15 protein-coding genes are annotated in these 17,046 nt (G+C 55.2%); 3 read left to right on the forward strand and 12 right to left on the reverse strand.

The window, feature by feature from the left end:
* Window positions 1–6: 6 nt before the first annotated feature.
* A complete protein-coding gene (locus tag WEB64_RS11305) occupies window positions 7–2,178 on the forward strand; it encodes an EAL domain-containing protein (RefSeq protein ID WP_368061342.1) in 2,172 nt (723 codons plus the stop codon).
* A gap of 44 nt (window positions 2,179–2,222) precedes the next feature.
* On the opposite strand, the gene WEB64_RS11310 is transcribed toward WEB64_RS11305, so the two are convergent.
* From WEB64_RS11310 to nudC, 3 genes are all read right to left on the reverse strand, one after another.
* Complete coding sequence (locus WEB64_RS11310) at window positions 2,223–3,047, reverse strand: transporter substrate-binding domain-containing protein (RefSeq protein ID WP_368065602.1); 825 nt, start codon at window positions 3,045–3,047, stop codon at window positions 2,223–2,225.
* Between the two features lie 94 nt (window positions 3,048–3,141).
* Window positions 3,142–3,972, reverse strand: a complete 831-nt coding sequence (murI, locus tag WEB64_RS11315; protein WP_368061340.1) for a glutamate racemase — start codon at window positions 3,970–3,972, stop codon at window positions 3,142–3,144.
* On the reverse strand, window positions 3,969–4,805 hold the full coding sequence (gene nudC, locus WEB64_RS11320) for an NAD(+) diphosphatase (protein WP_368061339.1): 837 nt from the start codon (window positions 4,803–4,805) through the stop codon (window positions 3,969–3,971). Before nudC ends, murI begins: the two co-directional genes overlap by 4 nt.
* A gap of 135 nt (window positions 4,806–4,940) precedes the next feature.
* Between nudC and plsB the strand changes: the two genes are divergently transcribed.
* Complete coding sequence (plsB, locus tag WEB64_RS11325; protein WP_368061338.1) at window positions 4,941–7,406, forward strand: glycerol-3-phosphate 1-O-acyltransferase PlsB; 2,466 nt, start codon at window positions 4,941–4,943, stop codon at window positions 7,404–7,406.
* Window positions 7,407–7,430: 24 nt separating this feature from the next.
* On the opposite strand, the gene WEB64_RS11330 is transcribed toward plsB, so the two are convergent.
* From WEB64_RS11330 to ppc, 7 genes are all read right to left on the reverse strand, one after another.
* Entirely contained in the window at window positions 7,431–8,249 is an 819-nt protein-coding gene (locus WEB64_RS11330) for a class I SAM-dependent methyltransferase (protein ID WP_368061337.1), read from the reverse strand.
* A complete protein-coding gene (locus tag WEB64_RS11335; protein ID WP_368061336.1) occupies window positions 8,249–8,614 on the reverse strand; it encodes a UDP pyrophosphate phosphatase in 366 nt (121 codons plus the stop codon). Before WEB64_RS11335 ends, WEB64_RS11330 begins: the two co-directional genes overlap by 1 nt.
* 73 nt (window positions 8,615–8,687) lie before the next feature.
* Window positions 8,688–9,485, reverse strand: coding sequence for an undecaprenyl-diphosphate phosphatase (locus tag WEB64_RS11340; protein WP_368061335.1), 798 nt, complete (start codon window positions 9,483–9,485; stop codon window positions 8,688–8,690).
* Between the two features lie 33 nt (window positions 9,486–9,518).
* The gene (gene tsaB / locus WEB64_RS11345; protein WP_368061334.1) at window positions 9,519–10,214 is read right to left on the reverse strand and encodes a tRNA (adenosine(37)-N6)-threonylcarbamoyltransferase complex dimerization subunit type 1 TsaB; all 696 of its coding nucleotides are present in this window, start codon (window positions 10,212–10,214) and stop codon (window positions 9,519–9,521) included.
* 17 nt (window positions 10,215–10,231) lie between these two features.
* Window positions 10,232–10,885 carry an adenylate kinase gene (gene adk / locus WEB64_RS11350; RefSeq protein ID WP_368061333.1) on the reverse strand — a complete coding sequence of 218 codons (654 nt, stop codon included), beginning with the start codon at window positions 10,883–10,885 and terminating at the stop codon, window positions 10,232–10,234.
* A 195-nt stretch (window positions 10,886–11,080) separates the two neighbouring features.
* Window positions 11,081–12,454, reverse strand: coding sequence for an HDOD domain-containing protein (locus WEB64_RS11355; protein WP_368061332.1), 1,374 nt, complete (start codon window positions 12,452–12,454; stop codon window positions 11,081–11,083).
* A gap of 48 nt (window positions 12,455–12,502) precedes the next feature.
* Window positions 12,503–15,145 carry a phosphoenolpyruvate carboxylase gene (gene ppc, locus WEB64_RS11360; protein WP_368061331.1) on the reverse strand — a complete coding sequence of 881 codons (2,643 nt, stop codon included), beginning with the start codon at window positions 15,143–15,145 and terminating at the stop codon, window positions 12,503–12,505.
* Between the two features lie 176 nt (window positions 15,146–15,321).
* Between ppc and WEB64_RS11365 the strand changes: the two genes are divergently transcribed.
* Window positions 15,322–15,555 (forward strand): hypothetical protein, encoded by a 234-nt coding sequence (locus WEB64_RS11365; protein ID WP_368061330.1) that lies wholly within the window; start codon window positions 15,322–15,324, stop codon window positions 15,553–15,555.
* Between the two features lie 108 nt (window positions 15,556–15,663).
* Here the strand turns inward: WEB64_RS11365 and WEB64_RS11370 are convergent, their stop codons facing one another.
* Window positions 15,664–16,008, reverse strand: a complete 345-nt coding sequence (locus WEB64_RS11370; RefSeq protein WP_368061329.1) for a pilin assembly protein — start codon at window positions 16,006–16,008, stop codon at window positions 15,664–15,666.
* Between the two features lie 183 nt (window positions 16,009–16,191).
* The gene (gene mazG / locus WEB64_RS11375) at window positions 16,192–17,046 is read right to left on the reverse strand and encodes a nucleoside triphosphate pyrophosphohydrolase (RefSeq protein WP_368061328.1); all 855 of its coding nucleotides are present in this window, start codon (window positions 17,044–17,046) and stop codon (window positions 16,192–16,194) included.

A 17,046-nucleotide genomic window follows, 5' to 3' on the forward strand; every position in this document is an offset into this window, starting at 1 on the left:
CGCGCGATGACACGGGAACCGAAGCACTCGCCACCGGCCGACACAGCGATGGCCAGGATACTCGTTGCCGATGATGACTTGAGATTGCTGGAAAGTCTCGCCTCGTTGCTGGAGCAGCAGGGCTATATGGTCACCCAGGCTCTCGGAGGGAAAGAAGCCTGCGACCAATTGAGTACCCGTACCTTTGACCTCGCCATGCTTGACCTGAGAATGCCAGGAATGGATGGCTTTGAGGTTATGTCCCATGCAGCGAAGGTCCAACCCAAGTGCTGCATTATCGTAGTCAGCGGTGAGAGCTCTTTCAATGCGGTCAGCCGTGCGTTGCGAAGGGGTGCCCAGGACTACATCAGGAAACCTTTTGACCCGGACGAAATGCTCGCCACGCTCGAAGCAGTATTGGGCAGACAGTCGCTGGTCAGAGCCCATGCTGATGTGCAGCAACGGCTTGAAAAGTCGGAAGCGCTGCACCGATACATTGTTAACAGCTCACCTGATATCGTCTTCATGCTTGATGGAGAAGGACGCTTCTGTTTCGTCAACAGCAAAATTGAATCGCTGCTGGGCTACAACTGCGAAGAGCTTCACGGCAAGCATTTTCGCCACATCCTTGATGAGCAGGACGTTGCTCGCGGCACCTATGCCCTTCGTGATTCAAGTATTACCGCCGAAAATCCGAGAACCCTTGAAGTAAGACTCAAAACCCGTGGCAGCCAGAAAGCCAACCGCCATTTTGAGATCACGGCGTTTCCGATTGACCATGAAACATGGCCCCTTGCAGCAGATTTCAATGGTCGGACTCCAGGGCGCAAAGCGCGGTTCTATGGCACTGCAAGAGACGTGACCGAGCGCAAAGAAGCGGAAGCGTTCATTAATTTTCAGGCCTACCACGATTTGCTCACCAGGTTGCCTAACCGGGCGCTGTTTACTGACCGGCTAAACCTCGCAATCACCCACGCCCGTCGCAGTAAACAGAAGCTTGCCGTCATGTTTCTGGACCTGGACCGCTTCAAGGTGATTAACGATACTCTCGGTCACGCTATGGGTGACCTCCTGTTACAGGCCGTCACCCAACGCCTGGAGCACTGCATCCGTAAAGGTGACACTCTTTCAAGGTTCGGCGGTGATGAGTTCACGTTACTACTGCCCGCGATTAACCACAGTGACGATGCCCGCCGCATCGCCAAGAAGCTGATTGATGCCCTCAAGGCGCCCTTTCAGTTGGGCGAACACGAGGTCTTTGTCGGTGTCAGTATCGGTATCGCCATCTACCCAGAGGCAGGTATGTCGCTGGATCAGCTGATTCAGAATGCAGACATTGCCATGTACCACGTAAAGGCGCGCGGCAAGGACGGCTATCGCTTTTATAGCGAATCCATGAGCATCGATACCGCCAACCGCCTAAGTCTCGAACGAGATCTGCGACAGGCCCTCGAGAACAATGAACTGAGGGTTTATTACCAACCTCAGGTCTGCGCCAATAGTGGACGTATCGTTGGGTTGGAAGCGCTGGTTCGCTGGCAGCACCCGGAGCGGGGATTGCTCTACCCCAGAGATTTTCTGCCATTGGCCGAAGAAACCAAACTGATTGTGGAGCTCAGTGAGCAGGTGTTGTCTCAGGCCTGCCGACAGGTCAACGAATGGATACTCGATGGCAACAAAAATTTAAGACTGGCCGTGAACCTGTCTCCAATTCAAGTGGAGCATCCGAGATTTGTCGAGCACCTGACCAGACAGCTCAAGACTGAAGGGTTCCCCGCCAAAAACTTGGAAATCGAAATTACCGAAAACGTCATCATGAATGACCTCGAGCAAATCAGCCAGAAGCTTCGGCAGTTGGCCGATCTTGGCGTTCGGATTGCCATCGATGATTTTGGCACCGGTTACTCTTCACTGAACTACCTTCACCACCTGCCTATCCACACGTTAAAAGTAGATCAGTCGTTTGTCCGCGCTATTCGCAACGGCGAAGACGGCGCCTGTATTGTCAACGCTATCGTGGCAATGGCTCACGGGCTTAAACTGGACATTATCGCGGAAGGTGTTGAAACGGACGCGCAACTGGCCTATCTGAGAGGATTGGGCTGCCACCAGGTTCAGGGTTTCTTCTATGGCCCAGCTCAGCCCGCAGACGCTATTTCAAAGTTGCTTGATCGCCAGCAAATAAGAGCAGTGGTCTGACAAATGCCGGGCGCGCCGCCTGGAGCAGCGCCTCACAATAACGATCATTGGCTGGGTGGCGGCCAAGGGGCATCGTCTGCTACATAGCGACGGAATATCCGTTCCAGCTCACCTTCCCGGTCCATGGCGTCCAATTTTTCCGCGACAAACTGTTTGAACGCCATTGGCCAGCGGCTATCCACGTACAATTGGATAGGATAATTCGGAATGATCGCACTGACGTCAACCTCTCGGATACAGGCGTAATCACCCTCAAGTTTTGTCAGGTGATATCGCAAGCGGGAAACCATTTCTATAAATCCGTCTACCCGCCCATGCCTTACAAGTTCCAGCCCCGCTGCATAACGGTCTACCGGAATCGAGCGAACAAGTCCTCCCTCCGCCGCTTTGGTTAACCCCAGATAATCGAAGTGGCGTAAGGTGACTATCGAGAGTCCTGCGAGGTCTTCAACGGATGAAACCTTTAATGGCACCGCCGGACTGCAGGTCATCAGGACATGGCGGGTTTCAAAAAGCGATACACCAACGCGCTCACCCTTGTCTCCGAACGAATCCCAGACCGGTGAATCAAACGTCACCCAGTTCTGAACTTTAAAATCAGTGACACTCTGGCGAACCCGGTTGACCGGCATAACATGATGCTTTACCGCATAAGCGGAGTCAGCGAAAACAGTTTCAACAATATCTGAGATGATGCCACCACGACTCTGGCCATCGCTGACAATCTGGAAAGGTTGTGTTTTTTCATCAACAACCAGATAGTTTACAGTGACTGGCTGATCGCTAGCTACGGCTGAACCCGGCCACCCTGAAAACATAAGGGAAAACGTCAGCAGAATCCCAGGGAGGTCGCGACTCCAATAACTCAAATCAGACCTCACCTAAACACCTCATAGTTGCCAAGTATAAACCGCCACAAAGTCACCAAAACCTTCCATTATCGAATAAAACACCGCCCTAAGGTCACCCGACGACTACAGAGCTTTTGGTCTCTGGCCAATGCCCCACAATTCGGGCCGCTGGCAGACCAACCTTCTCGAGATAACCTTCAATACCCGTCGGGACCTCGCCGGTAAACCAGACCTCCTGCAACGCAGCCCCTGAAAGGACGGTCTCGCTCCCGAAACCGTCTTCCGCCAGCAAGTGAACAGTCCGCCGGGCGATCGCCTCACCAGAGTCAATCCAGTATCGAACATCTGGGAGCAAATTCTTCAGGGTGTCGAGAATCAGTGGATAGTGGGTGCAGCCAAGCACTACTGTGTCCACGCTGGCCGCTTTGAAAGGCTCCAGCGCAGCACTTAGTTGCGCTTCTGGCAGCGACGCCCCTGCTACCCAGGCTTCTATCCACCGCACCAGATCGGGATGCCCTACCCGCTCCACGATGCAATCCGCTGCAAACTCGCTAACCAGTTGTTCAAGATAGGCGCGCTTCACAGTCGCCGGTGTTGCCAGCAATCCGATTCGTCCATTTTGAGATAGCCCTGCTGCAGGTTTTATAGCGGGAACAACTCCGACCACAGGTATATCGGTGGCTGTTCTCAAGCTCGGCAATACCACCGTACTCGCAGTATTACAGGCAATCACAACGACATCCACCGGATGATAACGGCGTGCCTGCTGAACCAACGAGACGCATCGGGCACTGACCAGCTCTTCCGGCTGATCGCCATAGGGAAAACAGGCATTATCTGCCAGGTAAGTCAGATGGGCGCCCGGAATTTGCCGCCGTATGCACCCGGCCACGCTCAGGCCACCAACGCCGGAATCGAATACCAATATTTCGGGTGCCCTCAACCGCCAGACTCCTGTGCTCGGAGCTCGTCGGCCCTGATTTCCTCTTCCATGGCTCTGATCAGGCGACCTGCAATGGTCGCATCGGGCGGCACTGGCGGCAGCTCCCCGGGACGGAACCAGTCAGCGTGTACCAGCTCATCCTGCTGCAGAACCAGTTGGCCACCAACATAGTCTGCGAAGAAACCAAGCATCAGTTGATGGGGAAATGGCCATGGCTGTGAACGACAATAGCGGATATTAGTCACTTGCAGACCAGTCTCTTCCAGAACTTCCCGGGCCACAGCTTCCTCGGCGCTCTCACCGGCTTCGACAAAACCTGCAATCAGGCTGTAAAAGTGTTTACGAGCACGAACAGACTGGGCCAATAGCATTCGCCCCTCCTGCCGAATAACCACAATGACACAAGGCGCGACTCGAGCGTACCAGGGTATTTTACAGCTGGTGCACCAGCGCGCACGCTCGTTCGGATGATAGTCAGTGGCCTGTCCACAGCGGCCACAAAAGCGGTGATCTCGCCACCACTGTGCAACCTGGGCGGCGGTGCCGACCATCGTAGCGGTAGCATCGTCAGCGGTCAGAAAAACATCCCTCAGGTGCACGGATTCCAGACCAGAGATTTGGCTCGCATTTGTTACTTCTGCCACGTACACCGGCCGTATACCCAGGCGGCCCACAAAGATCGGCTCCATCCCTTCAGCCAGATGATCCCTGGCGTCCGACCAGGCGTGAAGCCAGCCGCTTTCAGCACGAAGTATAAAGCCATCACATATCGCTACGACGCCCGCATCCGGCTCGGGTGCCTCCCGGGACCAACCTGCAACCCATTCGACCATTTCCAGCTTCCCGATTGATAGAATTGAACAGAATGTACCACATCCGGGATGGCGTCATAAGCAGTGCCAGACTGCTTTGCCCGCAGCCCGCGACCAAGTACACTTAGCGCCAGTTACGGTAACCGGAGCCATGCTATGCGTTTATTGCCGGGCCTCACTGGCCTGATCCTGACCTTACTGCGTAAGCTGCTGTTTTTGTGGGTTCGGACAGATGTCATTGGAGGCAGCCGGGAAGCATTGGAGCTCGACCCTGACAAACCGGTATGTTACGTCCTTCAGTACAGCTCAATGTCCAGCCGCCTGGTGCTGGAACAGGAAGTCGAGCGGGCCGGGCTGCCGTCAGCCCGTGTGCCCTTGCCGATTCATAAAGGTACAGACCGCTCTTTTTTCTTTTTGTACCGTCGAACCGGTGGATTGTTCCGGCATCGGCAAACCCCCGTGCTCACGCCGAGGATGCGGCAGATAGTTGAGCTCGGCGTTGAAGATCCCACCCTCGATATACAGATCGTGCCAGTATCTCTGTTCTGGGGCCGTTCCCCGGACAAGGCCAAATCCCTGGTTAAACTGCTACTCTCGGACACCTGGTCGGTAGCCGGACGCGTGCAGAAATTTTTGATCATCCTGGTCCACGGCCGTAACACCTACGTTCAGTTCAGTAAGCCGATTTCCCTCAGCGAAGTGGTCGACGAATACCGCAATAACGAAGAACAAGCTGTCCGGAAGCTGGCCCGCATTCTCCGAACTCATTTTCGCCGGGTACGCCAGGCCGTGCTGGGTCCCGATTTGTCTCACCGGCGCACGCTGGTCGAAGGTCTGGTGCGCACACCAGCGGTCCGGGATGCGATCCGGGAAACCGCCCGGCGGGATGACATTCCACCTGAAAAAGTCCGACTGAAAGCCCGTAAGTACGCGGACGAAATTGCGGCGAACATGTCAATTGTGACCATCCGTGTCATGGAGGTCGCTTTAAGCTGGCTATGGAACCGAATCTACAACGGGGTTGCGGTTAACAACATTCAGGTGGCTCAGGATGTGGCTCAGGACAATGCCGTTATCTATGTGCCCTGCCACCGGTCTCACATTGATTACCTACTGCTGTCCTATGTGCTCTATAAAAATGGCCTGATGCCGCCGCACATTGCTGCCGGGATCAATTTGAACATGCCCATTGTGGGGCCAATATTGCGCCGGGGCGGTGCCTTTTTCATGCGCCGCAGCTTCAAGGACAACCCGCTTTACGCCACCGTGTTCAATGAGTACCTCCATGTTATGTTCTCCAAAGGGTATTCGGTTGAGTACTTCGTCGAGGGTGGTCGCAGCCGCACGGGCCGCATGCTCCAGCCCAGGCCTGGCATGCTGGCCATGACTGTTCGCAGCTACCTGCGCGATCACCAGAAGCCTATCGTTTTTGTGCCAGTGTATATTGGCTATGAAAAGGTTATGGAAGGTCGCTCTTACCTCGGGGAACTGCGGGGTAAGAAAAAACAGAAAGAGAATATTTTTGCACTCGTGAAAACGGCCAAAACCCTGCGCAACTCCTTCGGCCGGGTCGCAGTTAACTTTGGCAAAGCAATCCCGCTTTCGGATGTACTGGATGACACTCATCCCAGTTGGCGGCACGAAGCCTACGATCAGGAGTATCGTCCCGCATGGCTCAGTAAAGCAGTGGAAAGCCTGTCATCACGGGTCGCTAACGGAATCAACGCATCGGTAGCCGTCAACCCGATCGGTATGACGGCCACTGTGTTGCTCAGTACCGAGCGGCTGGCTATGGACGAGGTTCAGCTCAGCCGCCTGATGGATGAATACGCGGGCCTGCTGAAAACCCATCCATACGCTGACACCATCACCCTCCCCGAGGGCAATGGCAAGAGCTGGATAGACTACTGCGAGTCCATGGGGCTGGTTAACCGGCAACCCCAGAAACTGGGCGACATCATCTCCCTCGCAGGTAACAACGCCATTCTGATGACTTACTACAGGAACAACATCCAGCATTTGTTTGCGTTACCTTCATTGATTGCCTGCCTGTTTGAAAATAACATCTCACTGACCCGCGAGAAGGTCGTCTCGCTGTCCAGCGTAGTGTATCCCTACCTGCAGTCGGAGCTGTTTTTGCAATACCAGCCTGAGCAGGTTAAAGGCGTGATGGACCAGTGGATCGATGCCCTGGTTGATCATGGCATGCTGAAGGTGGACGGGGCACGGATCTGCCGCCCGGAGGAAGGCACCGAACCAATGCTTAGACTCAGGGCGCTCTCCCGCTTCATCATACAGACCCTGGAGCGCTACCACATTGCCATTGCGGTCCTGCGGAAATACGGCTCCGGCAAGATCAACGCGGCAGAACTGGAAGAACAGAGCACCCAAATGGCAGAGCGGATGTCGATCCTCTTCGGCCTCAACGCACCTGAGTTTTTTGACAAATCGTTGTTTCGGAATTTTATTGCGAACCTGCAGGAAAACGAAGTTCTCACCACCGACGAAGACGGTCAGTTGTGCTATTCCGAAGGTCTGGATGAAGTGGCGGAAGATGCACGCCTGGTGTTGAGCGTGGAGAAACGCCAGGCAATTCAGCAGGTCACCATGCTGGGCGTTTGAGTCCGCAGGCTTCAAGACCGACGATTACTGACCGGTCGTGGAAACAGGCAGGGCCTTGACGGGGTATATGTCGTAGCGACTGCTTTTACCTTCTATCTGGATGGCGGGCCTGGGCCCCTCTATGGAAGGCGCCTTTCTCGGCCGTTTCACAACCACACGGTATCTCGCCCCGGTTAGCGCAGCGGCCAGCAGTTCGGGGGCGTCTTCATCGTCTCCGACCAGCGCCCTGAACACACGCATCTCTTTCTTTACCAGTGCGGCCTTGTCCCGATGCGGAAACATCGGGTCCAGATAAATGACGTCCGCTACCTCGCCGTCGCCCCCTGCCAACCAGTGAATGCTGTCCTCGCTTCTCAGGCGCATACGTTCGATCACTGGGGCAACTGAGTCATTCAGCCGCCCTCTCGCAAGACCATCGGCCAGCAACGCCTGAATGACGGGTGAGCGCTCCATTAACGTCATGCGACAACCCAACCCTGCCAGCACAAACGCATCCTGGCCCAGCCCTGCGGTGGCATCAAGCACATGCAGGGTCATTCGGGTTTTCTGTAAACCAATCGCGCGGGCAATAAGCTGTCCGGTGCCGCCGCCATGCTCAAGGCGATAGCCAGCTTTGCCAGAAGCGAATTCGGCCCGCACCGGGCCCGGGGCCTTTGGGCCGGTTACCTGCAGTGACAATCCAGACTCATCAGCGAACAGCAGCACCCCAAAATTGAGCACATTACGGGGTTTGACAATGCCCAGAAAGGGCAGCTGCAACGCGTCCGCGACCTGTCGCACGGACTGATGCTCGGCAAGCGGGCTACAACCTACCGCCAGGGCGGGAGAACTAGGGGAGGACATTAAACAACGATATCGATACCGGCGAGCTCAACGTCGACGTTCTCTCGGAAACCGGCAACACCCGCAAATGCTTCCAGGGCGCGAACATTGGCCAGTGGCACATCATCGGCACGGAAACGCTCCAGACGCACGTCCTCTGACGCCCGCCGGGCTTCGACACGGCGTTCAATCGCTGCAGTATCAATGAGATTGGTCTGACGCCCATTGATGTCTGCACGGGGCGCAGCCAAGTCTTCGCGAATACCTTGTGACGTGCCATTGGGGCCACTAACCGAGGAATTACGGGCAATATCAGGCCGTTCCCGGAGAGTGGTCGAGTCACTCCCTGACGGATAAGCATTATTAGGATTAACACCAGTAACCATGAAATCATCCCGACACGATTCGAGAGCCCCGTAGCGCGTAGTATGGAATGGCTCGCTACAATTTAAAAGCCCTTTACCAGAGCAGAAACAATAACAGCGCTCCCAGTAACATTCGATAGATTACGTAAGGCATCAGGCCGAGCCGTTCCAGAAACTTCAGGAACAAGTGAATACACACCACCGCACTGATAAAGGATAGCAACGCGCCGAGGCCAATAGAGGTCCAATCGGCGCCCGCCCCCTGTTCTATCAACTCGAAAGTCTTAAGCAGACCAGCTGCGGCAATGAGTGGTATCGATAACAAAAAAGAAAAACGGGCCGCTGATTCCCGGTTAAAACCGAGAAAAAGCGCTGCTGTCATCGTTATTCCTGAACGCGAGGTGCCGGGTATGAGCGCCAGCGCCTGGGCAAGACCGATGATCACCGCATCTCTCATGCTGAGCCGGGCGAGGCCACGGGTCTGACGCCCCACGGCGTCGGACCACCAAAGCACCAGACCAAACCCGATGGTCGAGAGCGCAATGACCAGACTGGAACGGAGGTGGGTTTCAATGACGTCATTGAACACAATCCCTGCGAGACCCGCAGGAATGGTAGCCGCGATAATTGCCCAGGCCAGCCCGCTGTCCCGCCCAACACGTCGACTGAGGGTGTCACGGGCCCAGGCAGAAGACAGTTGCCACACATCCCGGCGAAAGTACCAGACAACGGCAGCCAGGGTACCGACGTGGACGGCCACATCGAAGGCCAGGCCCTGATCGGGCCAGCCAAAAACTTCCGAAGGCAAGATAAGATGTGCCGAACTGCTGATGGGTAGGAATTCGGTCAAGCCCTGAATAATAGCCAACACAATGATGTGCCAAAGTTCCATGGCTTGAAATCCTGCAAGGGGGTTAGAGTTTTTTCAACGACCTGGAAGTTTTTTCCAGGTCACTTCATCGCGGAGATAGACCGGCCTGGCCGCTGCTGCGAGCACATGCCGCCCTTCGTCCCAGGCTTGTTTCGCTAACCGGACCACATCGGCAGCATGGGGCACCATTGCCGGGTTGATCTGGACCATATCACCGACCACTGTTGCTGGCATCTGATCCTGCAGTATCCAGCCTGATCCTGCGCCATACCAGCTGGTCGGCCCTGGGGGAATCGATACGTCACCCGGCAGACAAACCCGCTCTTCGCCAATCAGAGCGGGCAACCCGGCCACATTTTCAAAACAACCCCAGTAGACTTCGCTCATACGAGCATCAAAGGCAACCGCAATACTGGCACCTTCGGGAACCTGTTGTGATTCGATCATCTGCGCGGCCACCGCCGCCAGAGAAGAGATCGGAACTACAGGCACATCCAGCCCGTAAGCGAGGCCCTGCGCTACGCCCGTTGCAATTCTCAATCCGGTGAATGATCCCGGACCACAGGCAAAAGCCACCGCGTTGAGCTCAGAGGATGCGATTTTGCTCTCAACGAGCAGCTCCCTCACCATCGGCATCAGCAAACGGGTGTGGCCACGAGGGGCCAGGGTGAAGCGCGAAAAAATCTGCCCCTGGCTGAGCACTGCCGCCGAGCAGCCTTCTGCTGATGTATCGACTGCCAGCAAGTTCAATGCCGTACCCCGCGAGTTTACTGGAGTTTTTCGAGGATCTGGTTGCGAATATCATCGAGCGAGCCAACGCCTTTAACGCGTACATATTTGGGCGCAGCGGCGGGTTCCTTGGCAAACCAGTCCTGGTAGTAACCAATTAGCGGTGCGGTTTGTGAGTGATAAATATCCAGACGCTTACGAACAGTTTCTTCTTTATCATCCGCACGCTGTATCAACGCCTCACCGGTTACATCGTCTTTGCCTGCCACCTTGGGGGGATCGTATTTCTCGTGATAAATCCGACCACTGCCCTCATGAACCCTACGGCCAGATAACCGATGGACGATTTCTTCATCTTCAACGGCAATCTCAACCACATAATCGATCACGATACCCTGATCTTTCAGCGCCTCGGCCTGAGGAATTGTTCTGGGAAACCCATCAAGCAGGAAGCCGTTCCTGCAATCTTCCTGTTTTACACGTTCTTCAATCAGGGCAATGATGATTTCATCCGAGACCAGTCCGCCGGTCGCCATGACTTCCTTGACCTTCAAGCCGAGCTCAGAACCAGCCTTGACGGCAGCCCGAAGCATGTCCCCGGTGGAAATCTGCGGGATGTCGAAGCGCTCGGTGATAAATTGGGCCTGCGTGCCCTTACCGGCGCCAGGTGCGCCTAGCATAATTATTCTCATAGTGGTGCTGCTCCCGATTAACGAATAAATCTGATGGGGCGGCCTGTCCGGTGCTGGTAAAAATCAAGCCACCCCGGATGGGCCTGGCCCGTCTGAAAAGGCCACCCTTAATTTTTATGATCGCGCATTATACGAAGTCGGGCCAGGAAGAGAAAGTCGACCTCGGTCGCAGGTCCGGCCCACCAAAGTAGGTAATCAGTTCGTCAAAGACCTGGCGAGCGCATCAAGGTCTGGCGCAACCGCTGTCACCGCGGCTCTGATGCTCTTTAAATCATTTTCTGTGAGGCCAAGACGCTGGCACAGCCTGTCCAGATCATCGGGATTAAACTCGTCGCCGATACCGCTCTCTTTTAACAAACCATTGGCCAATTGCACCATCAACACGTATTGCTCATGCTCACCATGGTAATCCGGGCGCTGGTGTACCCCCGCGGATTTGATCACCGCATCGGGTAACTGCCAAAGTTTGTGAAGGATACCTCCAATCGCGCCATGCCCTATGGCAAGCAGTTCCTGCCCATTACCGCTACCAAAAACCTGATGCTCGAGGGATTGCATACTGTGATCCGGGTTTGCTTCCCGCAGCGTATTCAACTGCTCAAATTCCAAAGGAAAAAGGTGCCCGACAAGTAACAACCCGAAGTTATGGAGCAAGCCGCAAAGATAGGCCAAGCTCTTGTCCCCATGAACTCTGGGGGCCATTTGCTGACACAGAAACGCACAATAGAGCGAGTGGCGCCAGAACTCGTCCATCCCCAGCATGCCTTTACGTGGTACATCAAAAGCTTGCACCGAGGCGATCCCAATCGCAATGTGCGCCACCCGGTCAAATCCGAGCACCCGGGCTACGGCCTCCTGAACTGAATCGATCTGCCCCGGATAATTGAACAGGGCTGAACGCGCGTACCTCAGGATCTGAGCTGTCAAACTGGGATCGAATTCGATCAGCTCCGCGAGTTCGCGAGCGGTGGCTTCGTTATTGGAAGTCAATCTCAATATTCGCAGCGCAAGAGCCGGCATCGGGGGCAACCGGTAAAGTTTCTGCAACTGCAGGGCAACTTCATCCAGCGTAATCTTATCTCGTCCATTAGCGTCGTCGGCCCCGAGGATAACGATACGACCCTTCCGGGCACCGAGGAAGGCGGAACGCAGAGCCCTTGCATCCATAACCACGAGTGAATGGTCCGTACCGCAGGCCATGGCAGCACTGGCCAGCTCGAACACGGTCTCATCGACAATAACCGGGACATCGTAAGCCGCGCCTATCGGGGGATGGAATCCGGGCTCACAGTCGCCAAACAGACGTTCCGTCTGCTTGCCAGTGAGGGGCTGAAGGCGGCGCTCAAGGAAACCGTTAAGAGCACCAATATCGAGCGTGCTGTCATAAGTGTGCACCGCCATGAGCACACCCTCCAGATCAATCAGCAGGGTTGCCTTCAGCACCTGGCTCTGGGGTTGGCCGCAAGCCAGGACAGCGGCATCAAACGTCGGCAGCGGATTCAACTCCAGTGTCTGACAGCCGACACCCTCGCGGTTCAGATACTCGTCAAGTCGGGCAGCCAGAGCCACACAGCTCTCCTTGTGTATGAGGAATATTTAGACCGAAGCCGGTCAGAATTAACCGGTATTTCGCATACCAGCAGCGATGCCCGCCATGGTTACTTTCAGGGCCCTTTCCACTAATTCGGCCACCTGACCAGAATCTTCACTTTCGCGGTCCCGCTTCAGTAACTCCGCCTGCAGATAATGCAGCGGGTCCGTATAGGGATTGCGCACTTTCATGGAATGCGCGAAGACCGGTTCTGCCTGCAGCAGAGAGTTTTGCTGCTTCAAGGATTTTACCTGATCGATACAGATCAACAGGCGGCTTCTGAGTGCTTCGCCCAGCGGTAGTAAAGCAGGTTCGACCAGGGTTTGCTCGTAATAGCTGGCAATCCGCAAGTCTGCCTTGGCAAGAACCATCTCTAACATATCCACATAGGTCTGGAAGAACGGCCATCGTTCACGCATTTCCCGTAACATGTCCATCCGCCCCGAACTGGCGGCCTCGTTGAGCGCCACATCACTGCCGAGCCAGCTTGGCAACATCAGCCGCATCTGGGTCCAGGCAAAAATCCAGGGAATCGCTCGCAGGCTTTCGATACCACCATCGACTTTACGACGGGCAGGTCGACTACCCAGGGCCAGTTTTCCCAGGGCCTGCTCAGGCGTAGCTTGCCGGAAATAAGGTACAAAGTCGGGGTTATCCCGCACCAAATCCCGGTATGACTTCAGCGAACGCTCTGTCAGCCAGTCCATCATTTCCCGCCAAGCTGGCTCCGGGCCCGGTGGCGGCGCCAGGGTGGCCTCGATGACGGCCGTGGTGTAGAGCGTAAGGCTCTGCTCTGCCAGTCGGGGCAGGCCAAACTTGAACCGGATCATCTCTCCCTGTTCAGTGATTCGAAAACTGCCGTTTACCGATCCTGGCGGTTGCGAGAGAATCGCACGATTGGCCGGGCCGCCACCACGCCCCACCGTACCGCCTCGGCCATGGAACAATGTGAGGTGTACTCCGTAATGGCCAGCGACTTCCGTCAGCTGTTCCTGGGCCTGGTATTGCGCCCAGGCCGCCATCATCTGACCAGCGTCTTTGGACGAATCCGAGTAACCGATCATCACTTCCTGGCGGTCATTGCAGTATTTCCGATACCAGTCAACCTCAAACAATGCGGTCATACTGGCGGGTGCGCCGGAAAGGTCGTCCAGAGTTTCAAACAGCGGAACCACTTTCATCGGGTGCGCCATGCCCGCCTCCCGGAGCAGCAGGATAACGCTGAGCACATCGGATGGTTTGCTGGCCATGGATATAACATAGGAGCCCAGTGCTTCGGGTGTCTGTTCTGCCACCACGGCGCAAGTCGCAAGCACCTCCTGGACTTGATCCGAAGGCTCCCATAGCCTTGGCAAAAACGGTCGCCTGCCCTGGAGCTCTGTCACCAGGAACGCCTGGCGGTCTTCTTCGGGCCAAGACAAGTAGTCGCCCAATCCGAGGTAGTCTACGATCTCCGCGACAGCCTGGGCATGACGGGTGGCTTCCTGACGGATATCGAGACGAATCAATGGCAGCCCAAACGTGTGGGCGCGGCGCAACGTATCCAGCAATGGCCCGTTGGCTACGATTTCCAGCCCACAGTCCATAAGAGATCGATAGCAAAGCTCCAGTGGGCCGGTAAGGTCTTCGTTCTCGAACAGGATATCGGTGCTATCCGCTGGCTGCCCGTTTACCCGAGCCTCCGCCCAGTCACGGGTTCGGATGAGCCGTTCGCGCAGCCGAGCCAGCACTTCCCGGTAGGGCTCCCGACTCTCCCCGGCAACGGCTGTGAGCGCCTCGTTGGCCTGCCACATCGAAAGTTCGGATCTGAGCGACTGGATATCACGCAAGTACAGATCCGCCGCCATCCAGCGACCCAACAGAAAGACCTTGCGGGTGATGTCATGAGTTACATTGGGATTGCCATCTCGATCTCCTCCCATCCAGGAGGCCAGTTGAATCGGTGCCGCATCGTAGGGCAGCCCCTGGCCCGTAGCCTGAGTCAATGAGCGGTCAAGTCCACGGAGAAAGCGTGGCAGCGCCTGCCAGAGACTGTTTTCGATGACCGCAAATCCCCACTTGGCTTCATCAATAGCTGTCGGGCGCTCGTACCGGATTTCATCGGTGTGCCAGGCTTCAGTAACCAGCTGCTGCAATCGGGTGATAATTTCCTCCCGCTCCGCTGGCAACAAATCGTCATGGTCGAGTTTGCTGAGGCAGTCGGATATCTCATCATATTTCATGATCAGAGTTCGTCGCGCGACTTCCGTAGGATGGGCGGTCAGCACAAACTCGATGTTGAGTTCAGCAACTCTTCGATGCAGTTCTTCCGGCCGGATGCCCTTGTCTTTGAGGCGACCGAACACATCGTCCAGCGACTCCACCATCAAATCGGATGAATGACCTCGCTTGCGACGCACACCATGGTATTGCTCAGCGAGGTTGGCAAGGTTCAGAAACTGATTGAAGGCGCGCGTAACCGGCAGCAACTGGTCATCCCGAAGATTACTCAGCAGACTGACCAGGCGTTGACCGGAACCACTTTCCTGTCGCCGGTCGGATTTCGCAGCGGCCCGGATCTCTTCAATCAGGTCAAAACATTCCTGGCCCGGATGCTGGCGAATGCTCTGGCCTAGCAAATCTCCCAACAGGCGTACGTTTTCTCTGAGATCCGGGTGCAATTCTGTCACAGGACATCCTTTTAAATTGACGAAGACCGAAGGTTATTACGATACTAAGGAACATCAAACCAAGTCCATTGCCTATTCGGTCGCAGCGCTGAACATGATCCATGGCACAGCGACAGACTTACCGGTTCAAAGGTTCTCTGTTGAAGAATGGCCTAAAAATACTTTGAGGAGCGTCCATGAAGGTTACTGATTTACCCAAACATTGGGAGAAAAAGAAAGAATCCGTAGAGCGAACTCACGATTATAATCTCAGATTACCACTGGAGGATGCAGCACGTCTGGCGGCACTGGCGGAACTCTATCCGGATAGAAGCGAAAGTGACATTCTTAACGATATGATTGCGGCAGCGCTTGACGATCTCGTCCGTCAGAGCCCACTTAAAGATAAGCTGACAACCAAGGATCAGTAACTCAAAGCCCGGAAGGCACTGGAACGACCGTACGCGGCCACTTTTGCAGCTTCGAGTCGGACGAATCAACAGCCGGTGAGTAACCCACACCGGCCTGCCTCATTGCTGTCAGGCGACCGATTCGAGCTGGCGCGCTTTCAATTTCTGGATATGTTTCTGGCTCAAGCTGACAAACCTCGGTGTCAGCCCTTGATCTTCGTAAATCTCGAAACCATCCTCATCGTAGGCGACAACTTTGGTTCCTTGCTGGTAGGGAAAACTGGTTTCCAGCTCGTCCAGGGCAGCGGAGATAAGATCCCGGATAAGATCCTGGGACGACTTCATCGGGTACAGGGCCGACAATTTCTCCAGTCGCTGGTGATGCTGATCTGACAAGGCCATAAAGTAGGCATCACGGGTCAGCCGACCGCGTGCGTGCTTGTCCCAGTACTTCACCAGATCCTTAATCTTCATGAGCAAAAACTCCTGCTTTTTGCGCCGGAAATGTCCGGTTAGCGATTCTGTGCAACTCGTGATCGCTGTCAACCACTTTGATATGACTATTGTCACTCGAAGTGTAGACGAAGCCCACTGTTTGAGGCCTTTAAAATGGTTACGGATTGTACCTATCGGTGTGGTTTAAGTTGCGGGTGCAACTCAAGTCGACTGCTTTTCGATACCTTTCACAGACTGCCAGATCTCATCAAGTGACTCGAGTGTCTCCTGTTCCATCTCTCTGCCTTCACTCATCAGACGACTTTCAATCGCCCGGAAGCGCGCCTCAAATTTAGCATTGGTTCGGCGCAAGGCCTGATCAGGATTAACTTTCATAAACCTTGCCAGATTGACACACACAAACAGCAGATCACCCATTTCGTCCTCTACATCATCCTGTGCCAACGGGTCAGTCTGAGCGTTTTGCCAGGCCTCTTTGAGCTCATCAATTTCTTCGTGGAGCTTGTCAAATACGGGCGCGACCGTGGGCCAGTCAAAGCCATGACGGGAGGCTCGGCGCTGAAGCTTTTCAGCACGGGCCATCGCAGGCAGAGCTTTTGCTATACCCTCAAGACGGCTTGGAAGAGAATTAGCCGCGCGCTGATTCGGTACGTTTGCTCTTTCTGCGGCCTTGATGCGCTCCCAGCTTGCATTGATATCCTCAACCCCGGGCCGGTTATCCGGATCTACTTCACTGGCCAAGGTACCTTCGGGAAACACGTGAGGGTGTCGACGAATAAGTTTTTGCACCAGATTATCGACGATAGCATCGAAGTCAAAATGACCCTCTTCGCTACCCATCTGGCTATAGAAAATCACCTGAAACAGTAAATCACCCAACTCATCCTTGAGGTGGGGATAATCAGCCTGTTCAATGGCATCGGCTACTTCGTGCGCCTCCTCCAGAGTATGAGGCACAATGCTGCGGAACGTCTGCTGGATGTCCCAGGGACACCCGGTGGCCGGGTCGCGTAACCGCGACATGAGGTATTTCAGATCTTCGATCGAGTAGGACAT

This window comes from Marinobacter sp., assembly GCF_040882185.1.
Taxonomy (GTDB): Bacteria; Pseudomonadota; Gammaproteobacteria; order Pseudomonadales; family Oleiphilaceae; genus Marinobacter.

What these genes read in the sequence shown, in the direction of transcription:
- WEB64_RS11365 (WP_368061330.1), top strand. Translation starts at nt 15,322, where the DNA reads ATGAAGGTTACTGATTTACCCAAACATTGGGAGAAAAAGAAAGAATCC.
- WEB64_RS11370 (WP_368061329.1), bottom strand. Translation starts at nt 16,008, where the DNA reads ATGAAGATTAAGGATCTGGTGAAGTACTGGGACAAGCACGCACGCGGT.
- WEB64_RS11335 (WP_368061336.1), bottom strand. Translation starts at nt 8,614, where the DNA reads ATGGTTACTGGTGTTAATCCTAATAATGCTTATCCGTCAGGGAGTGAC.
- WEB64_RS11330 (WP_368061337.1), bottom strand. Translation starts at nt 8,249, where the DNA reads ATGTCCTCCCCTAGTTCTCCCGCCCTGGCGGTAGGTTGTAGCCCGCTT.
- WEB64_RS11340 (WP_368061335.1), bottom strand. Translation starts at nt 9,485, where the DNA reads ATGGAACTTTGGCACATCATTGTGTTGGCTATTATTCAGGGCTTGACC.
- adk (WP_368061333.1), bottom strand. Translation starts at nt 10,885, where the DNA reads ATGAGAATAATTATGCTAGGCGCACCTGGCGCCGGTAAGGGCACGCAG.
- WEB64_RS11305 (WP_368061342.1), top strand. Translation starts at nt 7, where the DNA reads ATGACACGGGAACCGAAGCACTCGCCACCGGCCGACACAGCGATGGCC.
- mazG (WP_368061328.1), bottom strand. Translation starts at nt 17,046, where the DNA reads ATGTCCTACTCGATCGAAGATCTGAAATACCTCATGTCGCGGTTACGC.
- nudC (WP_368061339.1), bottom strand. Translation starts at nt 4,805, where the DNA reads ATGGTCGAATGGGTTGCAGGTTGGTCCCGGGAGGCACCCGAGCCGGAT.
- plsB (WP_368061338.1), top strand. Translation starts at nt 4,941, where the DNA reads ATGCGTTTATTGCCGGGCCTCACTGGCCTGATCCTGACCTTACTGCGT.